The sequence below is a fragment of the Pseudomonas sp. JL27(2026) genome (assembly GCF_056933555.1).
On sequence record NZ_CM167794.1, the window covers coordinates 4,665,452 to 4,687,256 of the forward strand.

Annotated in this window: 16 protein-coding genes; 10 read left to right on the forward strand and 6 right to left on the reverse strand. The window is 60.9% G+C overall.

Features of this window, described 5'->3' with window-relative positions; all coding sequences use genetic code 11:
* The first annotated feature begins 6 nt into the window (after positions 1-6).
* The 3 genes from AC1Z1G_RS21180 to AC1Z1G_RS21190 are packed head-to-tail and all read left to right on the forward strand — an operon-like array spanning position 7 to position 4,290.
* Complete coding sequence (locus AC1Z1G_RS21180) at positions 7-1,134, forward strand: GNAT family N-acetyltransferase (protein WP_483622318.1); 1,128 nt, start codon at positions 7-9, stop codon at positions 1,132-1,134.
* A complete protein-coding gene (locus AC1Z1G_RS21185) occupies positions 1,131-2,903 on the forward strand; it encodes a sensor histidine kinase (protein ID WP_483622319.1) in 1,773 nt (590 codons plus the stop codon). Before AC1Z1G_RS21180 ends, AC1Z1G_RS21185 begins: the two co-directional genes overlap by 4 nt.
* On the forward strand, positions 2,893-4,290 hold the full coding sequence (locus tag AC1Z1G_RS21190) for a sigma-54-dependent transcriptional regulator (protein ID WP_483622320.1): 1,398 nt from the start codon (positions 2,893-2,895) through the stop codon (positions 4,288-4,290). Before AC1Z1G_RS21185 ends, AC1Z1G_RS21190 begins: the two co-directional genes overlap by 11 nt.
* A gap of 168 nt (positions 4,291-4,458) precedes the next feature.
* On the opposite strand, the gene AC1Z1G_RS21195 is transcribed toward AC1Z1G_RS21190, so the two are convergent.
* Both AC1Z1G_RS21195 and metE read right to left on the reverse strand, forming a co-directional pair.
* A complete protein-coding gene (locus tag AC1Z1G_RS21195) occupies positions 4,459-5,493 on the reverse strand; it encodes an alpha/beta fold hydrolase (RefSeq protein WP_483622321.1) in 1,035 nt (344 codons plus the stop codon).
* Between the two features lie 247 nt (positions 5,494-5,740).
* The gene (gene metE / locus AC1Z1G_RS21200) at positions 5,741-8,053 is read right to left on the reverse strand and encodes a 5-methyltetrahydropteroyltriglutamate--homocysteine S-methyltransferase (protein ID WP_483622322.1); all 2,313 of its coding nucleotides are present in this window, start codon (positions 8,051-8,053) and stop codon (positions 5,741-5,743) included.
* A gap of 108 nt (positions 8,054-8,161) precedes the next feature.
* Between metE and metR the strand changes: the two genes are divergently transcribed.
* Complete coding sequence (gene metR / locus AC1Z1G_RS21205; protein WP_347901785.1) at positions 8,162-9,079, forward strand: transcriptional regulator MetR; 918 nt, start codon at positions 8,162-8,164, stop codon at positions 9,077-9,079.
* Between the two features lie 122 nt (positions 9,080-9,201).
* Here metR and AC1Z1G_RS21210 read toward each other — a convergent pair whose 3' ends face one another.
* The 4 genes from AC1Z1G_RS21210 to nosR all read right to left on the reverse strand — a co-directional run bounded on the left by AC1Z1G_RS21210 (position 9,202) and on the right by nosR (position 12,242).
* On the reverse strand, positions 9,202-9,705 hold the full coding sequence (locus tag AC1Z1G_RS21210) for an N-acetyltransferase family protein (RefSeq protein WP_483622323.1): 504 nt from the start codon (positions 9,703-9,705) through the stop codon (positions 9,202-9,204).
* Positions 9,706-9,709: 4 nt separating this feature from the next.
* Complete coding sequence (locus tag AC1Z1G_RS21215) at positions 9,710-10,348, reverse strand: LysE family translocator (protein ID WP_347901786.1); 639 nt, start codon at positions 10,346-10,348, stop codon at positions 9,710-9,712.
* Positions 10,349-10,387: 39 nt separating this feature from the next.
* Positions 10,388-10,810, reverse strand: a complete 423-nt coding sequence (locus AC1Z1G_RS21220; RefSeq protein ID WP_483622324.1) for an NUDIX hydrolase — start codon at positions 10,808-10,810, stop codon at positions 10,388-10,390.
* Positions 10,811-10,886: 76 nt separating this feature from the next.
* Positions 10,887-12,242, reverse strand: coding sequence for a response regulator c-di-GMP phosphodiesterase, NosR family (gene nosR, locus AC1Z1G_RS21225; protein ID WP_483622325.1), 1,356 nt, complete (start codon positions 12,240-12,242; stop codon positions 10,887-10,889).
* Between the two features lie 259 nt (positions 12,243-12,501).
* Between nosR and AC1Z1G_RS21230 the strand changes: the two genes are divergently transcribed.
* From AC1Z1G_RS21230 to AC1Z1G_RS21255, 6 genes are all read left to right on the forward strand, one after another.
* Complete coding sequence (locus AC1Z1G_RS21230; protein WP_483622326.1) at positions 12,502-14,796, forward strand: GGDEF/EAL domain-containing response regulator; 2,295 nt, start codon at positions 12,502-12,504, stop codon at positions 14,794-14,796.
* Positions 14,793-16,667, forward strand: a complete 1,875-nt coding sequence (locus tag AC1Z1G_RS21235; protein WP_483622327.1) for a GGDEF/EAL domain-containing response regulator — start codon at positions 14,793-14,795, stop codon at positions 16,665-16,667. The genes AC1Z1G_RS21230 and AC1Z1G_RS21235 overlap by 4 nt, the downstream gene beginning before the upstream one ends.
* A 25-nt stretch (positions 16,668-16,692) precedes the next feature.
* On the forward strand, positions 16,693-17,652 hold the full coding sequence (locus tag AC1Z1G_RS21240) for a cytochrome-c peroxidase (RefSeq protein WP_483622328.1): 960 nt from the start codon (positions 16,693-16,695) through the stop codon (positions 17,650-17,652).
* Positions 17,649-19,460: a DAHL domain-containing protein gene (locus AC1Z1G_RS21245; RefSeq protein WP_483622329.1), complete on the forward strand. Its 1,812-nt coding sequence runs from the start codon at positions 17,649-17,651 to the stop codon at positions 19,458-19,460. Before AC1Z1G_RS21240 ends, AC1Z1G_RS21245 begins: the two co-directional genes overlap by 4 nt.
* Positions 19,457-20,863, forward strand: a complete 1,407-nt coding sequence (locus AC1Z1G_RS21250) for an ATP-binding protein (RefSeq protein WP_483622330.1) — start codon at positions 19,457-19,459, stop codon at positions 20,861-20,863. Before AC1Z1G_RS21245 ends, AC1Z1G_RS21250 begins: the two co-directional genes overlap by 4 nt.
* A 114-nt stretch (positions 20,864-20,977) precedes the next feature.
* Positions 20,978-21,772, forward strand: coding sequence for a helix-turn-helix transcriptional regulator (locus tag AC1Z1G_RS21255; protein WP_483622331.1), 795 nt, complete (start codon positions 20,978-20,980; stop codon positions 21,770-21,772).
* Positions 21,773-21,805: the final 33 nt, after the last annotated feature.

Consider the following 21,805-nt stretch of genomic DNA (forward strand, 5'->3'; position numbering starts at 1 on the left):
ACCGACGTGATCACCGCCCAAGCCTTTTCAACCATCGAGGCCATCGAACGCTGCGCCTGGAATGACTGCTTCCCCGCAGAACTCGAGGACTGGGACTACTATCGGGCCGTTGAAAAGGCAGGAATCGCCGACTTCCAGTGGCGTTACCTGACGCTGCAAGAGGACGGTTGCGTCATCGCGGCCGCGGTGGCGTTCACCACCGTGTATTCGCTCGACACCACGGTTCAGGGGCTGGCCAAGCGGGTCACCGAACGGTTGCGGCGTTGGCTGCCGGGCGTGTTGGATATCCACCTGTATGCCCTCGGTTCACCGGTTGCCGAGCAGTGCCACGTGGGCACGGCTCGCTCCGTGACCGAGGCGCAGCGCCCGGCCTTGCTGCGCCAGTTGCTGACATTGGCCCGCAGTGACGCCAATCAGGCGGGCATCGGCTTGTTGGCGGTCAAGGATGCGCCCAGCAACGACCCGCAATGGCTGGACGTTTGCCGTGAGGCCGGGTTGCAAGACATGCCCGGATTGCCAAGCGCCGTGCTGCCCATCGCGTTCGGCTCCCTGGACGCGTACCTGGGCTCACTGGGCAAATCAACCCGCAAGGACCTGCGTCGAAAACTCCGGGCCAAAGGCCCGCGCATCGAATGGCGACGCTCGGTGGACGACGTCCTGCCGACCATGATGCGCCTGTACGAAGCCACTCTGGCGCGCAGTGATCTGGAGTTCGAACGCCTGTCACCGGCGTACTTCACCAACATCCTCGAACACCTCGAAGACCGCGCCGCGTGCGTACTGTACTGGGTCGACGAGCAACTGGTGGCGTTCAACCTGGTGCTGCTCGACGAGCAACGGCTGGTGGACAAATTCTTCGCCCACGACCTGGACCAGACCCGCGAGTACAACCTGTACTTCAGAAGCTGGCTGGCCAATGTCGACTATTGTATTCAGCATAAAATCCCGTTGTACGAGTGCGGCCAGGCCGGGTATGCCAGTAAGCTGCGGCTCGGTTGCTCGTTTGAAGGCAATACGCTGTTCTTTCACCACCGTAACCGGCTGCTCAACGCCCTGTTGAAAGTCGTCAAGCTGTTTATCCGACCGGATCGATCCGACCCTGCCATGGCTGCTGCGATAAGCGAAACCCGATGATCAGAGACCGCCGCCGTAAAGCCCGCCCCTTCGCCATCTCCCGCTGGAGCCTGCAACGCAAGCTGGTCCTGGCATTCTGGCTGGTCAGCGTGATCCCGACCATGATCGCCGCCGAACTTGCGGCCACCACCCTGTCGCAGATTTTCGATAGCAACGTGCGGATCTGGTTGCAGGAATCAACCAAAATCGTCGAGGACGAAATTACCGAAATCCTGCGTGACAACGCCCGGGTGGCACAGTTGTTCCTGCGCTACACCCGCCCGCCCACCGACCACACCTCGACCAAGCACGACAAACTGACCGCCGATATCGCCGATTCAATGGGCATCGATGTGGTGGCGCTGGTGCGCATCCACGACCGCAAAGTGGTGTTCAGCACGGCAGCCGATGACATCGTGCGGCAAATCAACACTGCGCCCAAAGCCGTACTGCAGACGCTGCAAGTCGGCGGCGTTGCCACCGGCACGGTGGTCTCGACCTTTGAGACGACCCAGGACGGTGTCGACTATCAACTGGTGATCGCCACCTACCTGGACAGCAGCTTCCTCACCAGCGTGGCCGAAGTGCATTCCCTGGACCTGCGCCTGTACCTGGCCAAGGCCGATGACTTCTCGGAGATATTCTCCACCCAGCGCTTCGAGGATCACCCACAACTGGTGCCGCACAAAATCGAAGAGATCCTGCGCAGCACCAAGGAACCCATCGAGCAATTCACCAACCGCTACAGCGGCATTTATCGACCGATCCTCAACGATAACGGTGAACTCCAGGGCGTGATTTTCAGTGGCCTGCTGCGCCATTCCAGCCTCGTCGGGCTGGTCAACCAGAGCAGCTTGTTCGTGTTTATTTTCCTGCTCAGTTCCGCCGCCTCGCTGTGCGTCGGCTGGCTGGTGTCCCAACGCCTGACGCGGCCTCTTCGGGGCCTGTCCAAAGGCGTACAGGCAGTGATTGCCGGGGATTACCGCCAACGGGTACCGGTTATCGGTGGCGATGAGCTGGCCGAACTGAGCAGCACCTTCAACCACATGAGCGAACGCCTGGGCGAATTGCAGCACCTGGAATCCCAACTGCGCCGTCGCGACCGTTTGCATGCACTCGGTGAGGTCGCGATGGGCCTGGCCCATGAAATCCGCAACCCGCTGGGCATCATCAAAACCGCGACCCAGTTGCTGCACCGCCGCGCCGACCTGCCGGAGACCGACAAACGGCATCTTGAATATGTCGTCAGCGAAGTCAGCCGGATCAACGACCTGATCACCGACTTCCTCGACTTCGCCAAACCCAGCGCCCCAATGCGCGCCACCGTGCTGGCACGGCCGCTGGTGGATGAACTGCTGGGCTTTTGTGCACCGGAACTGGCCACCCACAATATTGATGCGCGGATCGAAGACAAGGCGCCCGGCGCAACACTGCACGCCGACGCCCGCCAGCTCAAGCAGGCGTGCCTGAACCTGGTGCTCAACGCCATCGACGCCATGCCCGACGGCGGACGCCTGACCCTGGGCATCAGCAGTGACGACGAATACACCGTGATCAGCGTGTCCGACACCGGCCAGGGCATCGAATCGGACATGCTCGAACGCATCTTCACCCCATTTGTCACCACCAAGGCTTCCGGCACGGGCCTGGGTCTGGCGAAGGTCTTCTCGATCATGGAGAACCATGACGGGCGGGTCGAATGCGTCAGTGAAAAAGATGCCGGCGCCACGTTCAGCCTGTACATTCCTGCCAACGGTAAAGACGATGGCGAGGACAGCGATGACGCATAACCTTCTGGTGGTGGACGACGAGCCCAAGCTCTGCGACCTGCTGGCCTCCGCCCTTGGCCAGAACGACATCCAGGTGTTTACCGCCGGCAACGGCCTGCATGCGCTCAAAGTGCTGGAGCAGGAAGACATCGACCTGGTCATCAGCGACTGGCGCATGCCCGGCATGGACGGGCCGCAGCTGCTGGCGGAAATCAAGGTGCGTTACCCGCAACTGCCGGTGATCGTCATGACCGCCTACAGCACGGTAAAAAACGCCGTGCAGTCGATGCGCAACGGTGCGTTTGACTACATTGCCAAGCCGTTCGACATCGATGAACTGGACATCACCGTCAGCAAGGCCCTGCAATTTCGCGACATCCTCAAAGACAACCAGCGCATGCGCGCCGAACTCGACGAACACCAGCAGATCGACAGCCTGGTGGGCGACAGCCCGACCTTCCGCCGGGTCCTGCAAGCGGTGGACTCGGTGCGTGAAAGCAACGCCACCATCCTGCTCACCGGCGAAAGCGGCACCGGCAAGGAAATGGTCGCCCGGGCCATCCACAAACATGGCAACCGCGCCGACAAACCGTTTGTCGCGGTCAACTGCGCGGCCATCCCGGAAGGCTTGCTGGAAAGCGAAATGTTTGGCCATCGCAAAGGCGCATTCACCGGTGCCGTGGCTGACCGCGTGGGGCGCTTCATGCAGGCCGACAAAGGCACGCTGTTTCTCGACGAAGTCGGCGACATGCCGCTGGCCTTGCAGGCAAAAATCCTGCGGGCCTTGCAGGAACGGGTGATCGAGCCGGTGGGCGACCCGCGCGAGCGCAAGGTCGATGTGCGGGTCATCGCCGCCACCAACAAGAACCTGCTGGAAGCGGTGGCCAACAAGGAGTTTCGCGAAGACCTCTATTACCGCCTCAACGTATTTCCGATCCCGCTGCCGGCCTTGCGCGAGCGGGCCGAAGACATCGGCCCACTGGCCCGGCACTTCGCCCACACCCTGGGTGCCGAAGCCGGCAAGCGCATCACGGGTTTCAGCCCGGAAGCCTTGCAGGCCATGGCCAATTACTCGTGGCCTGGGAACATCCGCGAACTGCAAAACTGCGTCGAGCGCGCCACCATCGTCGCCTCGGGTGCGGTGATCGAAGAAGAGGACCTGCCGGCCTACCTGTTCGCCTCTCGTGCCAACGATGGCAGCGCCAGTGCGATGCTCAGCGAAGGCAGCAGCGTCCCTGCCGACCTCGACGCCGCACTGGTGGAAGTCGAGAAGGCCTACATCCTTGCCGCACTCCAGCAAAGCAACGGCGTACAAGCCGCCGCCGCACAACTGATCGGCATCTCCGAGCGCAGCTTCTGGTATCGGCTGAAGAAACTCGGGATTCATGTGGACAAGATCGTTCGCTGAAACGCTCGATGCGGTCCCTGTGGCGAGGGAGCGTGCTCCCGTTCGACGGCGTAGTAGTCGCAGATTGCTTCTATCTGAAAGTACGCGGTGACGGGTTTAGGGCCGCTTCGCAGCCCAGCGGGAGCAAGCTCCCTCGCCACAAAGGCGCACCTTCAGGCCTGTTGAACGTTACAACAGGTTCGGTGCCTGTACCGGATCGATCTGCGCCCAATGTGAGGTGTCTTCGCGGTGGGTTTTCAGGTACGGCAGCACCGCCGCCAGCAACGGGGCCTTGAAGGCTTCCTGAAAACGGTGGGCCAACCCTGGAATCAGCTTCAACTGGCTACCCTGAATATGCGCTGCCAGGTGAATGCCGTGCATCACCGGCAGCAGCGGGTCAGCGGTGCCGTGCACCACCAGGGTCGGCACCCGCAGCTGATTCAGCAGCGCCACCCGGCTCGGTTCGGCGAGGATCGCCATGATCTGGCGCTTCACGCCTTCGGGGTTGAACGCCCGGTCATAGGACACCGCCGCCTGATGCAACAACGCCTGACGATCATCCCTCACCTGCGGGCTGCCCAGCGCCGCCAACAAGTCGGCCTGTTGTTCCAGCGCCACCTCACGGTTCGGCGCACTGCGCCGTGACAGCAACTGCACCAGCGCCGCGTTCGGCGCCGGCAGCCCTTCGGCACCGGAACTGGTCATGATCAGCGTCAGGCTTTCCACCCGCTGCGGCGCCATGGCCGCCATATGCTGGGCGATCATCCCGCCCATGCTTGCGCCCAGCACATGGAATTGCTCCACGTGCAGGGCGTCCATCAAACCCAGTGCATCGTCAGCCATGTCGGTCAGCGTATAAGGCGCCGCCACCGGCAAGCCCAACTTGTAGCGCAGCACTTCGAAGGTCAGGTTGGCGCTCGCGGGGGCCTGGCGCCAGGTGGATAACCCAACGTCACGGTTGTCATAGCGAATCACCCGAAACCCCTGCTGACAGAGCGCCACCACCACTTCATCCGGCCAGTGAATCAACTGCCCGCCCAGCCCCATCACCAGCAGCAATGCAGGGTCCGAGGCGCGACCAATGCTCTGGTACGCCAGGCTCACCTGTGGAAGATCGACCCGCTGGGTCGGCACATTGACGTCACAACGCGAAGCCGCCAAGGACGGCGGGCCGAACAACAGTGCGGCCAGAAGCAGTGCAATGGAAAAAAATCGTACCCGCATGAAAAACACCGAAACGCAGAACCCCAGTAGAGCGCGAGTCTGATGATGTTTGTTCAAGCGCGCTGCCACAGTTGCGTGACAGTTTGATGAAGAGTGCCGAACGGTCGGTTCGTAGACCGCGTTATCGTTCTTCGCGAGCAAGCCCGCTCCCACAGGATTTATGTCAGATACAGAGTTTGTGTACGACACCAATCAAATGTGGGAGCGGGCTTGCTCGCGAAGGCGCCCAACCAGGGGCCGCAGGACTTTAAGCCAACTGGCTACGCAACTGTCGCGCGGCCGCCACCATGTTCACCAACGCCGCTTCGGTCTCTGGCCAGGCGCGGGTTTTCAGGCCGCAGTCCGGGTTGACCCACAGCCGTTCGGCTGGAATGCGTTGGACTGCCTTGCTGATCAGCTTGACCATTTCAGCCGTGTCCGGCACCCGAGGCGAGTGGATGTCATAGACTCCCGGACCAATGTCATTCGGGTAGTCGAACGCCTCGAAGGCTTCCAGCAACTCCATGTCCGAACGCGACGTTTCGATGGTGATCACGTCGGCATCCATGGCCGCGATGGACTGGATCACGTCGTTGAACTCGCTGTAGCACATGTGGGTGTGGATCTGGGTTTCATCACGCACACCCGAGGCGCTCAAGCGGAACGCTTCCACCGCCCAGTCCAGGTACTCCTGCCATTGCGCCCGGCGCAGCGGCAAGCCTTCGCGGAACGCGGCCTCGTCGATCTGCACAATCTTGATCCCGGCCTTTTCCAGGTCGACCACTTCGTCACGCAGGGCCAACGCCAACTGCCGGGCCTGGACCTTGCGCGAGACGTCTTCACGCGGGAACGACCACATCAGCATGGTCACGGGGCCGGTCAGCATGCCTTTCATGACCTTATCGGTCAGGCTCTGTGCGTAGGTGATCCAGTCGACGGTCATGGCTTTCGGACGGCTCAGGTCACCGTAGATCACGGCCGGTTTCACACAGCGCGAACCGTAGCTCTGAACCCAGCCGAAACGGGTAAACAGGTAGCCGTCCAGTTGCTCGGCGAAGTACTCGACCATGTCGTTACGCTCGGCTTCACCGTGCACCAGCACGTCGAGGCCGAGGCGCTCCTGAACCTGCACCGCATGGCGGATTTCGCTGTGCATGGCGTCGGTGTAATCGTTGGCCGACAACTTGCCCTGTTTGAACGCCTGACGCGCCAGCCGGATCGACGCAGTCTGCGGGAACGAACCGATGGTGGTGGTCGGGAACGTTGGCAGTTTCAGGCGGGCGCGTTGCGACTCGATGCGCTTGGCAAATGGGGCATGGCGCTGGCTGTCGGTGTCGCGAATGGCCTTGATCCGCGCCTGCACCTCGGTTTTGTGGATGCGTGGCGACTGTGCACGGCTGGCCTGTACGGCGCGGCTTTGGGCCAGGGCGGCTTTGACTTTCAGCGACTGCGGATCGTTCAAGGCATCGCGCAGCACGGCGATTTCGCCACACTTCTGCACCGCGAACGCCAGCCAGCTTTTGAGTTCGGCATCGAGTTTGTCTTCACGGTCCAGGTCGACCGGGCTGTGTAGCAGCGAGCAGGAACTGCTGACCCACAGGTTGTCGCCAAAACGCTCCTGCGCCGGTTGCAGTTGTGCCAGCGCCTGCTCCAGTTCGCAGCGCCAGACATTGCGACCGTTGACCAAACCCACCGACAACACTTTGTAGGTCGGCAGGCGGTCGAGCACCTGGCCCAGTTGGTCCGGCGCACGCACGGCGTCGATGTGCAGGCCGTCTACCGGCAGGCTCACGGCCAGCCCGAGGTTGTCTTCCAGGCCACTGAAGTAGGTGGCCACGAGTTTTTTCAGCGGCGAGTACTGAAGGATGTGATAGGCGCGTTCGAAGGCGCTTTTCCAGGCTTGCGGCAGGTCGAGGGCGAGGATCGGTTCGTCGATCTGCACCCACTCCACGCCTTGGGTCTTGAGGCGGTTGAGGATTTCACCGTACAGCGGCAGCAGACGTTCGAGCAGGTCGAGCTTGTCGAAGTCATTGCCTTTGGTTTTACCCAGCCACAGGTAAGTCAGCGGGCCGATGATCACCGGCTTGACGGTGTGACCCAACGCCTGGGCTTCATCGACTTCGTCGAACAACTGTTCCCAATTCAGCTTGAACACTTGATCAGCGGTGAACTCCGGGACCAGATAGTGGTAGTTGGTGTCGAACCACTTGGTCAGTTCTTGGGCGTACTGCGCCTTGGCGTGGTCGCCGCCGCAGCAACCGGTGCTGGCGCCACGGGCCATGGCGAACAGGGTGTCGAGGGTCGGGCGACCCTGAGCATCCAGGGTGGTGTCGAAGCGCTCGGGGATCACACCAAAGGTCAACGAGTGCGTCAGTACCTGGTCGTACCAGGCGAAGTCGCCCACCGGCAGCAGGTCGATGCCGGCGTCTTTTTGCAACTGCCAGTGCCTGGCCCGTAATTCACGGCCCACGGTCAGCAATGCGGACTGTTCTAGGTCGCCCTTCCAATAGGATTCAAGGGCTTTTTTCAATTCGCGGTCGGCACCGATGCGTGGAAAACCGAGTGTATGGGCCAAGGCCATGGCGTGTTCCTCCTGAGTAAATGATGGCGCTATTGTCGACAGCCAACCCAACATGAGACAAACTCAACCTTTTCGTGTTGATCACAAAATTTACTCATGGAGACCCTGGTGCTCGAAATCCGTCACCTGAAGACCTTGCACGCCTTGCGCGAAGCCGACAGCCTGGTCGAAGCCGCTGAACGCCTGCACCTGACCCAGTCCGCCCTGTCTCACCAGTTCAAGGAGCTGGAAGAGCGCATGGGCATGCCGTTGTTCGTGCGCAAGACCAAACCGGTACGCTTCACCAGTGCCGGCCTGCGCCTGCTGCAACTGGCCGACGCTACCCTGCCGCTGCTGCGCGGCGCCGAGCGTGACATTGCGCGACTGGCCGGTGGCACCGCCGGGCGGCTGCACATGGCGATCGAATGCCACAGCTGCTTTCAGTGGCTGATGCCGACCATCGACCAGTTCCGCGATGCCTGGCCGGAAGTCGAGCTGGACCTGGCCTCGGGCTTCTCCTTCGCCCCGCTGCCGGCCCTGGCCCGTGGCGACCTCGACCTGGTGGTAACGTCCGACCCGGTGGAACTGGCCGGGATCACTTACGTGCCGTTGTTCACCTATGAAGCGATGCTGGCGGTGGCCAACCAACACCGTTTGGCGAGCAAACCGTACATCGTCCCCGAAGACCTGCTCAGCGAAACCCTGATCACCTACCCGGTGGAGCGGGATCGGCTGGACATCTTCACCCGCTTCCTGGAGCCGGCCGACATCGAACCGGCGCAGGTCCGGACCTCGGAGCTGACGGTGATGATGATGCAATTGGTGGCCAGCGGCCGCGGCGTGTGTGGCATGCCGCACTGGGCACTGCATGAGTACAGCTCACGGGGTTACGTGAAGGCCAAGCGGCTGGGCGAGAAAGGTTTGTTTGCCACGCTGTACGCCGGGATCCGTGCGGACATGCTGGATGCGCCGTACATGCGCGACTTCCTGCTGACGGCCAAGGACACCTCGTTCTCAACCCTCGATGGTGTCAGCGCGGTACGCTGAAACCTCACACGACACTGTCCCTGTGGCGAGGGAGCTTGCTCCCGCTCGGCGGGTCGGCGCTCGAGCGAAGCAGTCGTGAATCCAGCGTATGCGGTGTATCTGAGGTAATGGGGTAGCAGGTTTCAGGCGGTGATCTCGCGCCACAGGTGAATCTTGTCGAAGTAGTCCTCGCCCACCCGTACCGCCAACGGTTCAAGCCCGAACTGCACAAAGCCGCAGCGTTGATACAGCGCGAACGCGGCGTCGTTGCCGGCGGTGACGGTCAGTTGAACCAGGCGCAGCCCGTGATGGGTTCGCGCTTCGGTCAACGCCGCCTGCACCAGTTGATAGCCGAGCCCGCGTTGTCTGACACGGGCTGACACGCACATGCCAAACAATGTCGCCTTGTGCCGGGCCTTTTCCCGGGCTTCGAAGGCCAGCCCCACAATGCCCACCAACTGTTCGCCGTCAAAGGCACCGAACAGTACGTCCAGAGGACCGCTCAAGCGCTCTTCCCACCACGTCAGCGGCATCAGCGCCCGCTCGCGAACGCTGGAAGTGAACGCTTGCGGATGCAGCTCGTAAGCCTCCAGCATCAGTGCCCGGTAGGCCTGGGCATGGCGGGCGTTCAATCGCTGGACAGTCACGGGGTCAGGCCGTACGACGTTGCTCGAGCATCAGCCGCACCGCCAGCGCCGCCAGTACAAACCCCATGAAATAACGTTGAACCACCAGCCAGGTCGGGTTGTTGACGAACCACGAGGCGATGCCCGCTGCAAACAGGGCAATCAACAGGTTGACCGAAAAGCTCACGGTGATCTGGACCGTGCCCAGAATCAGGCTTTGGGTAAACACCGAACCGTGTTCCGGGGTGATGAACTGCGGGAACACCGAGAGGTAGAACACCGCAATTTTAGGGTTCAGGGCGCTGGTCAAAAAACCCATCAGCACCAGTTTTCGCGAAGAATCCGGTGGCAGTTGTTGTGCTTCAAACGGTGAACGCGCACCGGGTTTGAGCGCCTGCCAGGCCAGCCACAACAGGTACAGGGCACCGGCCCATTTGAGCACCTCATAAGCCATCGGCACCGCGAGAAACACCGCCGTCAACCCCGCCGCAGCCGCGAACAGGTGCACAAAGAACCCCGCCACCACGCCCAGCAGCGACGTCACCCCGGCCTTGCGCCCCTGGCAGATCGAACGGGAAATCAGGTAGATCATGTTCGGCCCCGGCGTGAGCACCATGAGCAACGCGGCGGCGGCGAAAATCAGCAAGTCTTGCGTGGGAATCATGGAGCAATCCTTTGTCCGTGGACGGTCAGGCCGAAGGGGTCAGCGAGAGCGATAAAACGGCAGGATCAGGTCCCGTGTCAATGGCGCCAGCAACAAGTCACCGTCGGTGGCCGGGTCGATCCAGACCACCTCTTCGATCTCGGCGGCCGGCGTCACTGCACAGGCGATATGCACTTCAAACAGTTCGGCCTGAACTTCGAAGCCGGGTTCATTGACGGCAGGCGCCGAAAAATGCCCGAGGTAGCTCGCCTGGGCCGGGTCGATCACCAGCCCGAGTTCTTCTTCCAGCTCACGGGCCAGGGCATCGACCGGCCGCTCATGGGCCTCAATCTTGCCACCCGGCTGCATGAAAGCCTGGGTGCCGCGCTTGCGCACCAGCAGGGTCCGGCCATCGGCGCCGATCAAAAGCGCGGCGGCGATGCGGATGATGGACGGGGATACAACGGCGGATAACAGGGTCATGGAAACGCGTGCCTTGAGCGCAAAAAGCGCAAGGATCACACGGTCATGGCGCTCGGAGCAAACGGTGCGCTCCCACTCAACCTGTTGCGGCGATGGACTCTTGCAGCTCCGCAACTTTTACAAATACGCTGTATTTGCCGCCCTCCATGGCCTCGAAGGCGATGAGTTTTTCCACCAGCGGCCCGCTCAACACCTTGCCGGCATTGAGCAGCAACATGCCGTTGTCAGCATTCAGGTTGCGAGCCAGTACCATGCCCGCAGCCAGATCGCGAGTGCCCAGCACCTTCACGCTCGGGTCTGCCAGGGTGACATCGCTCAAATACTCAGCACACACCTTGATGAAGTCTTCCACCAGGTCCGGGTCGTAGAGTTTGCCGGTGTATTGGCGGATATAAACCAGCGCCTCATCGCTGTTCATCTGCCGTTCGAGGATCAAGCCGCGCTGCAATTCGATGAAGTCCACTGCCAGCTTCAACAACCGCGAACCGAAGGGAATCGCCTCGCCCTTGAGACGGTCCGGAAACCCGCTGCCGTCCCAGCGCTCCTGATGATGAAGGATCAGCCGCGCGGCATCCTTCATCGGGTCGAGGGTCATCAACAGCGACTCGCTCTGTTTCGGGTAACTGCGATAGCGCTCGCGGTCCGTGTGGTGCAGCAGGTCTGCGGGCGCCGTCATCATGCTGTCGGTCCAGCTCATCTTGCCAATGTTGTAAAGCGCGGCCGCCATGATCAGGTTGCGGCTGCTGACTTCGTCCATCTCATGGATTTTGCAGTAAACCCGGATCAGCTCGATGATCTGCCGGCTAGTCTGCTTGGAGGGCGGCAGGCGCAGGTTGGCCAGCAGCGAGAACATTTCGGTGCCGGTGACATAGCTGTGCTTGAGTTCTTCGTACGCCAGATCAAGCATGTCGGCGGTCTGTTGCAGTTCGGCCGTGCGCGCCAGAACGCGCCTTTCCAGGGACTCATTGAGCACCTTCAACTGCTCGTTCTGATCCCAGGTTACCTGCACCAGCCGTATCCGCTCGCGCTCGCAGTCCTGATGAAACAAGGACTGGCGCAACGTCAGCAGCATTTCTTCGTCGCTCCAGGGTTTGCTGAGGTAACGATCGATCTGCCCGTTGTTGATTGCCTTGATAATCGTCGGTAGATCCGCATACCCCGTCAGCAGGATGCGGACCGTGTCGGGGTAGCGTTCATGGACATGGGCCAGCAGGGTCGCACCGTCCATGTTGGGCATGCGCGCGTCGGTCATCACCAGATCAACCGGTTGCTGCGCCATGATTTCCAGTGCCTGGGCGCCACTGGTCGCCAGTAGCACCTCATAGGGCTGGGTACGCAACAAGCGGCGCAGGCTGTTGAGAATCGGCTCCTCGTCATCGACCAGCAGCACCCTGGGTTTAAGGGCTTGAGTCATCGGGGGTTGCTCTTCCATGGCCTCTCCTCGCTTGAAACAGACACATGATCGTGTGTGTGCCCCAGGAAACGTCCTCGATACCCAGCGCTTGACCTACAGGCTAGATGATTTTTTGCGCCACTCCGAAGTGATTTGAGACAAGCCGCCGGGCGAACTCAAAAGAGCGCGGCTATGCTCAGTCAACACGGATCCAGTGTCTGTACCCGCACTGCCAGGCGATCAGGAAGGGATGCCACATGAACACGACCTTGTTGAACATCGGTAAGGGTGCAACCCGATGAAGACGCCGCTGGGCCAGGCCAACCGGCGGATTCTGATCGTCGACGATACGGCGTCGATCCATCAGGACTTCGGGAAGATTCTCGCCCCGCAGATCTTTGATGACAACGCACTGAGCAGCGCCGAAGAAGCCTTGTTCGGCGCCCCGGCAGCGGTTGCCCTGCAGGGTTTTGTGCTCGATTCGGCGTTCCAGGGCCTGGAAGCCCTGGCCAAGGTCGAAGCTGCCCTGGCCAAGGACCTGCCGTACGCCATGGCCTTCATCGATATGCGCATGCCGCCGGGCTGGGATGGTCTGGAAACCATCGAACGGCTGTGGCAGGTCGACCCCAAACTGCAAGTCGCGCTCTGCACGGCCTATTCCGACTACTCCTGGGATGACATCGCCGAGCGCCTGGAGCTGGGCGATCGCCTGCTGATCCTGAAAAAACCCTTCGATGCCATTGAGATCCGTCAGATGGCCAGCGCCCTGACGGTCAAGTGGCAGATGACCGAAGACGCCGCGCTGAAAATGAGCCTGCTGGAACACGCCGTTGAAGAGCGCACCCGCGAGTTGTCCGACGCCAACGTCATCGTCCAGAACAGCCCGACCATTCTGTACCGGCTGCGCGGCGAGCCGTCGTTTCCGCTGATGTACATCTCCCACAACATCACCAAGTTTGGCCACCTGGCGGCACATTTGGTGGCCTCGGCCAACTGGGCTCAAGAGTTGATTCACCCCGAGGACCAGGACAAGGTCGACGCGGCCATGGCGCGAGTGCTCGACCGGCATGCCGCTGGCGCATCCATCGAGTTTCGCCTGCGAACCGGTGATGGCGACTGGCGCTGGGTCGAAAACCGCTATGTCCCGGTGCGTGATCATGACGGTCGGCTGCTGGAGGTCGAAGGCATCATCATCGACATCACCGAACGCAAGCTGGCCGAAGAGAAAATCGCCCAACTGGCACGCACCGACGGGCTGACCGGCCTGGCCAACCGCGCCACCCTGATCGAACGCCTGAACCAGGCCTTCGCCGCGGCCCGCCGTGGGGCGACACCCTTTGCGATCTTCTACCTGGACCTCGACCACTTCAAACGCATCAACGACACCCTGGGCCATCCCATCGGAGACTTGTTGTTGCAGGAAGTCGCCCGGCGCATCAAGGCCTGCGTGCGGGAAAACGATGTGGTGGCACGTCTGGGCGGTGACGAATTCGCGATTTTGCAGCTGGACATCGGCGACCCGTCGCAGTGTGCCTCCCTCGCCGCCAAGATTCGCGACAGGCTGGTGCTGCCCTACTCGCTGGACGGCAACAACGTGCGGGTCTCGGTCAGCATCGGCATCAGCACCTGCACCCAGGAAACCCCCAGTGCCGACACGCTGCTGACCCAGGCCGACATGGCGCTGTACCGTTCCAAGGAAAAGGGCCGCAACCAGTACCACTTCCACTCAGAAGAGATCAATCAGGAAGTGGTCGACCGGATGACCATCGCCAATGACTTGAAACAGGCCCTGGAACTGGATCAGTTGGAACTGCATTACCTGCCGGAAGTCGACCTGGGCACCGGCAGGATCCTCGGCATGCAAGCCCAGGTGCGCTGGAACCACCCGCAGCGCGGCCTTCTTGAAGCAGACACCTTCATGCCCGCCGCCGAAAAAACCGGCACGGTCATCGCCCTCGGGCACTGGTTGCTGGATCGCGCCTGCCAGCAAATGCGCCAATGGCGGGACCAGGGCATGTCGCCCCCGGTGATCGCCATCAAGCTGTCCCTGGCCCAGCTCAAAAGCGGCCCGGACCTGATTTATGATGTGCTGCGCACCACCGCTCGCTGGAGCCTCTGCCCGTGGGACCTGCGCTTCGACGTCACCGAAGCCACGCTGGCGCAGACCAAATGGACCCACAACGATGTGCTTCCACGCCTGCGCGAGCTGGGGGTGAAAATCGCCATCGATGATTTCGGTACCGAGTACTCCTCGTTCGACTACCTGAAGACCTACCGGGTCAATCACTTGAAAATCGCCCAGGCATTCATTGATAACGCCAGTCGCGACCCGGCCAGCGCCACCACCCTGCGCGCCATCATCAACTTTGCCCGGGAAGTGGGCATCGGCATCATCGCCGAGGGCGTCGAGACGCAGGAACAGCGCAGTTCGCTGATGTCCACCGGTTCCCCCATGAACGCCCAGGGTTACTACTTCAGCAAAGCTGTCAGCAGCGAACAGGCTGCCGAGCTATTGCAGGCCGGCAGTATCGTGCCCGCGCCTCTACCGGCTCCGACCGCGCAAGATCCGCCGCCTCCGGAGGCCATGCGATGAATCCAGCATTTGCCCCGGCCAACCGGCGCATCCTGATCATTGATGACACGCCTTCGATCCATCAGGACTTTCGCAAGATCCTGGGGCCCGATGCCCAGGGTGAAAGTGCTTTGGCCGATACAGAGGAGTGCCTGTTCGGCACCCCACCAAAAAGCCGTCCAACCTTTGACCTCGATTCAGCCTATCAAGGCAAGGAAGCACTGGACCTGGTCACCCGCGCCCAGGCTGAGGGCCGGCCCTATGCCCTGGCCTTCACCGACATGCGCATGCCTCCCGGCTGGGATGGCCTGGAAACCATCGAACGTTTGTGGAAGGTCGACCCGAACCTGCAAATCGCCCTGTGTACCGCCTACTCCGATTACTCCTGGGAAGCGATGGCCGAGCGACTGGAGTTCGGCGACCAGTTGCTGGTGCTGAAAAAGCCATTCGACAGCCTGGAAATCCGTCAGATGGCCAGTGCCCTGACGTGGAAATGGCAGATGGCGCAGGACGCCGCCCTCAAGATGCTCGCCCTTGAGCGAACCATCGAGGACCGTGTCCACGAATTGCTCAAGGTCTCCCACTTGTTGCAGTACGACGTCCTCACCGAACTGCCCAACAGCACTTTGCTCGGTGATCGCCTGAATCAGTCCCTGGCCCTTTCGCGGCGCCATGACAAACAACTGGCGGTGATGTTTCTGGGCCTGGACCGCTTCAAGCGCATCAATAATGCCCTGGGCCACCCGACCGGCGATGAAATGCTCAAGCGGGTCGGTCAGAGCCTGGTGAGCAACGTGCGCGAATCCGATTCGGTGTTTCGCTACGGCGCGGACGAATTCGTGGTGATCCTGGCCGACGTCCACCACCCCCAGCAGACCAAAGGCATCGCTGAAAAACTCCTGGGTGCGGTCAGCACGCCACAGCATATCGCCGGCCATGACCTGCGCGTGACTGCCAGCCTGGGTATCAGCATTTACCCCGACGACGGCTTCGACGCCGTGGCACTGATCAAAAAAGCCGAAACGGCGATGCGTAACGTCAAGGAAAGCGGCCCGAACGATTTCAGCTTCTTCATTGACGAAATGAACCAGCGTGCACGCCAGCAACAAAGCATCGAATCGGGCATTCGCCTGGCCCTGGAGCGCAACGAATTCGTTCTGCATTACCAACCCAAACTTGACCTCAACAGCGGTCGGGTGGTCGGTGCCGAGGCGTTGATACGCTGGTTCAAACCGGGTCAGGGTTGGGTCTACCCGTCAGACTTCATCGGCGTGGCCGAAGACAGCGGGTTGATCGTGCCCCTGAGCAAGTGGGTGCTGGGCCAGGCCTGTCGACAAGCCTGCGCCTGGCAAAAGTCCGGGCTGCCGACGATCTGCATGTCGGTGAACGTGTCCGCCATCGATTTTCGCCAACGCGGTTTTGTGGACGGGATCGTGGAAGTATTGCAGCAGACCGGCCTTGAACCGGGGTTACTGGAACTGGAGATCACCGAAAGTGTGTTGATGCAAAGTATCGACATCACGGTCCTGACCCTGAAAGCCATCAAGGCTTTGGGCGTCAGGCTGGCCATCGATGATTTTGGCACGGGTTATTCGAGCCTGAGCTACTTGCGTAAATTCCCGGTGGACGTCCTGAAAATCGATCAGTCGTTCGTGCGCGGCGTGAGCCACGACAGTAACGACGCGGCGCTGGTCAGCGCCATTATCAGCCTGGGCAAGAGCCTGCACCTGAACATCATCGCCGAAGGCATCGAAACCCTTGAGCAATTGGACTTTCTCAAAGCCCACCAGTGCGAAGAAGGCCAGGGTTACTACTTCAGCAAAGCCGTGTCCCCCGAGGACTTCGCGCACTTCCTCAAACCGGCAACGCCGTATCCATTAGCAGGTCAGTAGCGCCACCGCGCCAAGGAGGCTTCTGATGTGGCCACACAGACCAACCCTCGCCTTGCCCCTGCTGCTTGCCGCGGCCCTGACTGCGAGCGCCGAACCGCTGGATGAACCGCTGAAACCCTTGCCGCCGGCGCCCAAACAGGACCCGCAGCGCGTTGAACTTGGCCGTCTGTTGTTCAACGAACCCCGGTTATCGGTCAACAACAGCCTGTCGTGCGCCAGTTGCCATCAACTGGAAAAAGGCGGGGCCGACGACAAAGGGTTTTCCATCGGTGTCAATGGCACCCCCGTGGCGTTCAATACCCCGAGCGTGTTCAATGCCAGCCTTAATTTCCGACAGTTCTGGGATGGTCGCGCCGACACTCTGGAGGCGCAAGCCCACGAAGTGGTGCAAAACCCGAGCGAGATGGGCAGTCAGTGGAAGCATGTCATCGAGACCCTCTCCACTGACCCGACCTATCAATCGGCGTTCGGCAAGGCCTACCCCGACGGGGTGACCACCGCGAATGTGCAAGATGCACTGGCTACCTACGAACGCACACTGCTGAGCAGCAACTCGCGTTTCGACCAGTACCTGCTGGGCAATACCGACATCCTCGATATCGACGAAAAATACGGCTACCAGCGCTTCAAGGACTACGGCTGTATCGCCTGCCATCAGGGCGTGAACATCGGCGGCAACATGTTCCAGAAGTTTGGTGTGATGGGCGATTACTTCCAGGCCCGGGGCAACCCGCTGGAGTCGGACCTGGGACGCTACCTGGTGACCAAGGACGAAGAGGACCGCTACGTGTTCAAGGTCCCCAGCCTGCGCAACGTCGCGGTGACCGCACCGTACTTTCACGACGCCTCGGCCAAGACCCTCGAAGAAGCCGTGGACATCATGTTCACGTTTCAACTGGGGCGCGTGCCATCGGCCGACGACAAAACCCTGATCATCAAATTCCTCAAGACCCTGACCGGTGAATGGGGAGGCAAGCCGCTATGACCGTCTCTCGCAACCTCAGCCTGGCCATCCTGTCGGGCATGACCGCACTCCTGGCCTCGATCCTGCTATTCCTGTATTTCATGTCCAGCTCCGACCAGACCACGACCTACACCGAATCACGGGACCTGATTCGCCAGATCAAGCAACTGGACGCGCAATGGGAAGCTGAAATCCTCAAGGCCCGCATCGCCATCAGCCACAACTACGACCCGCTGGTTTCCCCCCTGACCGAAATGAACCGGTTGTGGGAACGGTTCGACACGATGGAGTCCAGCCATGGCCGCAACGACTCGGCACTGTGGGCGACCAGCCATGATGGTTACTTGAACGCCATCAAGGAAAAGACCCGGCTGGTGGAGCAGTTCAAATCCCACAACGCAGTACTGCGCAACTCCCTGGCGTTCCTGCCGACCGCCGAAGACGACATCCAGAACCAGCTCGCCAATGTGACCGACGAAGACAAACTGCAACTGCAGAACACCGCCACCGACACCTATGACTTGCTGCTCAGCAGCCTGGAGTTTTCCCAGGTCACCACCGACGACAGGGCGGCGGACATTCTGGTGGGGCTGAACAAACTGACGGTGAACAAGCAACGGTTACCTGCACAATTCCATGGGCCCGTGGACATTCTCAGCAACCACATCGCGCTGATCCTGCGCGAACAACCGATCGTCAACACGCTGCTGGAGAAGATCGAAACAATCCCGGTCGCCGAACGGCTGGACGACATCACCTCCCTGCTGAACAAGGACCAACAGCTCAACGACGCGGTGAATCAGAAATATCACTTCTACATGCTGGTGTTCTCCACGCTGCTGGTGCTGTTGCTGCTGTACCTGGCGATTCGCCTGATGCGCAGCTTCTCGGAGATCAACCGCGTCAACAAGGCCTTGCAAACCGCCAACGAGGAGCTTGAACAACGGGTCGAGGCACGCACCCGGGAACTGCGCGATACCCAGAGCGAACTGCTGGACACAGCGCGCATGGCGGGCATGGCCGAGATTGCCACCAACGTTTTGCACAATGTCGGCAACGTGCTCAACAGCGTGAACATCTCCGCCGACCTGGTGACCCGCAAGCTGCGCACCAGCAAGGCGCTCGGCCTGGGCAAGGCGATGCAATTGATCAACGAACACCCGCAGGACCTCGGGCACTTCATCACCGAAGATGAAAAGGGCAAGTTGCTCCCCGGTTACCTGAATCAGTTGGTGGACGCCATCGCGGTCGAGCAGCAAGGCATCACCGATGAACTGGCGCAGTTGAGCAAAAGCGTCGATCACATCAAGGACATCGTCGCCACGCAACAATCCTATGCGGGCGCCACCAGCCTGATGGAACCGCTGCACCTCAACGAACTGCTTGAGGACGCCCTGCGAATGAACTCCGGTGCCCTGACCCGGCACCACGTCACGGTGGTCAAGGACTACAGTGACGTTCCGCAAGTGATGGGCGACAAGCACCGTCTGCTGCTGATCCTGATCAACCTGATCAGCAACGCCAAATACGCGATGTCCGATCTCAGCGACCGCCCTCGGGAAATGACCCTGGGGATCAAGGTTGTCGACGACGTCACCCTGCAAGTCAGCGTCAAGGACGAAGGCGAAGGGATCGCCCCGGAGAACATGACGCGGATCTTCGCCCACGGTTTCACCACCCGAAAGGAAGGCCACGGCTTCGGCCTGCACAGTTGCGCCCTGGCCGCGATCGAGATGAACGGCCACCTCACCGCCCACAGTGACGGGCCCGGCAAAGGCGCATTGTTCACCTTGCAAATCCCCTTGAAAACCGTGGCAGGTGAGGCATGAGTACCCCGCCGAACCGGCGCATCCTGTTGATTGACGACACCCCCTCCATACATGAGGACTTTCGCAAAATCCTGACGCCCGAAGCGCAGCACACGGCCGAGCTGGACGACATGGAAGCCGCGTTGTTCGGCAGCGAGGCCAAACCCGTGGCGACCCTGTTCGAACTGGATTCGGCTTATGGCGGCCAGGAAGGCTTGAGCAAACTGCTGCACGCCATGGAACAGCAGCGCCCTTATGCGCTGGCCTTCGTCGACATGCGCATGCCTCAGGGCTGGGACGGTGCCGAAACCATCGAGCACTTGTGGAAAGAAGACCCGCGCCTGCAAGTGGTGGTCTGCACCGCCTATTCCGACCACTCATGGGACGAACTGCTGGAGCGCTTGCAGGCCCGTGACCGTCTGTTGATCCTGAAAAAGCCCTTCGACAACATCGAAGTCCAGCAAATGGCCAGCACCCTGACGTCCAAGTGGGACATGACCCAGCGCGCCAGCGTGCAACTGGACCAATTGGGCCACCTGGTAGAGCGCCGGACCCAGCAATACCGGCAGGCGAGCGTCGATCTGCAACAGGAAATCGACGAGCGCAAACAACTCGAAAGCCAACTGGTGCAGTCGGAAAAACTCGCCTCCCTGGGCCAACTGGCGGCCGGCGTTGCCCATGAAATCAACAACCCCATTGGCTTCATCTCCTCCAACCTCGGCACGCTGGACGGCTACTTCAAGCAATTGCAGGAAATGCTCGACGCCTACCGGGACGCCGAAGAAGCCATCGGTTCGAGTGAACTGATCGCACGCCTGAAAGCGTTGCGTGACCGGATCGAGCTGGACTTCCTGCGCGACGATATTCCGCTATTGATCAAGGAATCCAAGGACGGCATTACGCGAGTCGGGCAAATCGTCAAGGACCTCAAGGACTTCTCCAGGGTGGACTCCTCGCAGGAATGGCAGTGGGCCAATCTGCAACACGGCATCGACTCGACGCTGAACATCGTCGCCAATGAAATCAAGTACAAGGCCGATGTGGTCAAGCAGTACCAGCCCCTTCCGGACGTCGAATGCCTGCCCTCGCAAATCAATCAGGTGGTCATGAACCTGATCGTCAACGCCGCCCAGGCCATCGGGCCCGAGCGCGGCACCATCACCCTGAGCAACGGGCTTGAAGGGGAAAGGGTGTGGATAGAAGTCGCCGACACCGGTTCAGGTATCGAACCGCACAGTTTGAAGAAAATCTTCGATCCCTTCTTCACCACCAAACCGGTGGGCCAGGGCACCGGGCTTGGCCTGTCGCTGTCGTATGGCATCGTGAAAAAGCATCGCGGCGAGATTTCGGTACGCAGTGAAGTGGGGGTGGGGACAACGTTCAGGGTCGAATTGCCAGTGCGCCAATCAAAACCTGCCGCATGAACGGTAGACTTGGCCGGCAGGCAGAGTGATTGCCCACTCCGCCACGGTGCGCCAGTATGTGCACCTGCAACCGGCCGGCGCGTGACGCGGCCAAGTCACCCGACAGGGCTGGATATGACCCACTCGCTGCAAGACATCGCCTGGCATCGCTCGGTCGGGCAACTGATCGACGTGCTGGATAAGCCCGTCTTCTGGACCCGACTGGTGCGTCAATTGGGTCAGTACGTGACCTTCGACAGCTGGGTCGTCCTGCTTTTCAATGGCGAACAAGCGCCCCAGGTATTTGCCGAATGCCCGAGCGAAGACGGCCGCCCAGACCTGCTGTTCCAGGACTACCTCAAGGGTCTGTACCTGCTCGACCCGTTCTACCTCAACTGCCGCGAGCATACGCGCACCGGGCTCTATCGCTTGGCCGACGTGGCGCCGGAGCATTTCGAGCAAACCGAGTATTACCAGCGCTACTTTCGTCTGAATGTGGTGGCCGACGAAATCCAGTTCAATTGCCTGCTCGAAGGCGAGCGTATCCTGTGCCTGTCGCTGGGCAGCAAACAGCACTTTGGCCCCGAGCAGATGGCGCTGCTGTCGCTGATCGAGCCCTGGGTGTTGAGCCTGATGCGCCAGCGCCTTGCCCATGACCTGCGCGAGACGCCGGCGCAGGCAGCCCCGGACACCGACTGGCGGGCCCGGCTCGTGGCCTCGGTGCAGCAACTCAACGGCGTGCAACTGACCGCACGCGAACTGGATGTCGGGCGCCTGATGCTCGGCGGTTGCTCCAGCAAGGACATCGCTCGTAAGCTGCAAATCTCTGTTGAAACCGTGAAAGTCCATAAGAAACACATCTACAGCAAGCTAGGGATCAAATCCCAGTCCGAGCTGTTTTCGATCTTTCTCCAGGCACAAAATGCCTGATGCAGCGCCTTTGTGCAGGCGCCGAGCTTGCTC

Bases quoted from the DNA above. Each gene is read 5' to 3' on its own strand.
- metE (WP_483622322.1), bottom strand. From the start codon at position 8,053: ATGGCCTTGGCCCATACACTCGGTTTTCCACGCATCGGTGCCGACCGC.
- AC1Z1G_RS21235 (WP_483622327.1), top strand. From the start codon at position 14,793: ATGAATCCAGCATTTGCCCCGGCCAACCGGCGCATCCTGATCATTGAT.
- AC1Z1G_RS21215 (WP_347901786.1), bottom strand. From the start codon at position 10,348: ATGATTCCCACGCAAGACTTGCTGATTTTCGCCGCCGCCGCGTTGCTC.
- AC1Z1G_RS21185 (WP_483622319.1), top strand. From the start codon at position 1,131: ATGATCAGAGACCGCCGCCGTAAAGCCCGCCCCTTCGCCATCTCCCGC.
- AC1Z1G_RS21250 (WP_483622330.1), top strand. From the start codon at position 19,457: ATGAGTACCCCGCCGAACCGGCGCATCCTGTTGATTGACGACACCCCC.
- AC1Z1G_RS21255 (WP_483622331.1), top strand. From the start codon at position 20,978: ATGACCCACTCGCTGCAAGACATCGCCTGGCATCGCTCGGTCGGGCAA.
- AC1Z1G_RS21220 (WP_483622324.1), bottom strand. From the start codon at position 10,810: ATGACCCTGTTATCCGCCGTTGTATCCCCGTCCATCATCCGCATCGCC.
- AC1Z1G_RS21240 (WP_483622328.1), top strand. From the start codon at position 16,693: ATGTGGCCACACAGACCAACCCTCGCCTTGCCCCTGCTGCTTGCCGCG.
- AC1Z1G_RS21190 (WP_483622320.1), top strand. From the start codon at position 2,893: ATGACGCATAACCTTCTGGTGGTGGACGACGAGCCCAAGCTCTGCGAC.
- AC1Z1G_RS21245 (WP_483622329.1), top strand. From the start codon at position 17,649: ATGACCGTCTCTCGCAACCTCAGCCTGGCCATCCTGTCGGGCATGACC.
- AC1Z1G_RS21230 (WP_483622326.1), top strand. From the start codon at position 12,502: ATGAAGACGCCGCTGGGCCAGGCCAACCGGCGGATTCTGATCGTCGAC.
- AC1Z1G_RS21195 (WP_483622321.1), bottom strand. From the start codon at position 5,493: ATGCGGGTACGATTTTTTTCCATTGCACTGCTTCTGGCCGCACTGTTG.
- nosR (WP_483622325.1), bottom strand. From the start codon at position 12,242: ATGGAAGAGCAACCCCCGATGACTCAAGCCCTTAAACCCAGGGTGCTG.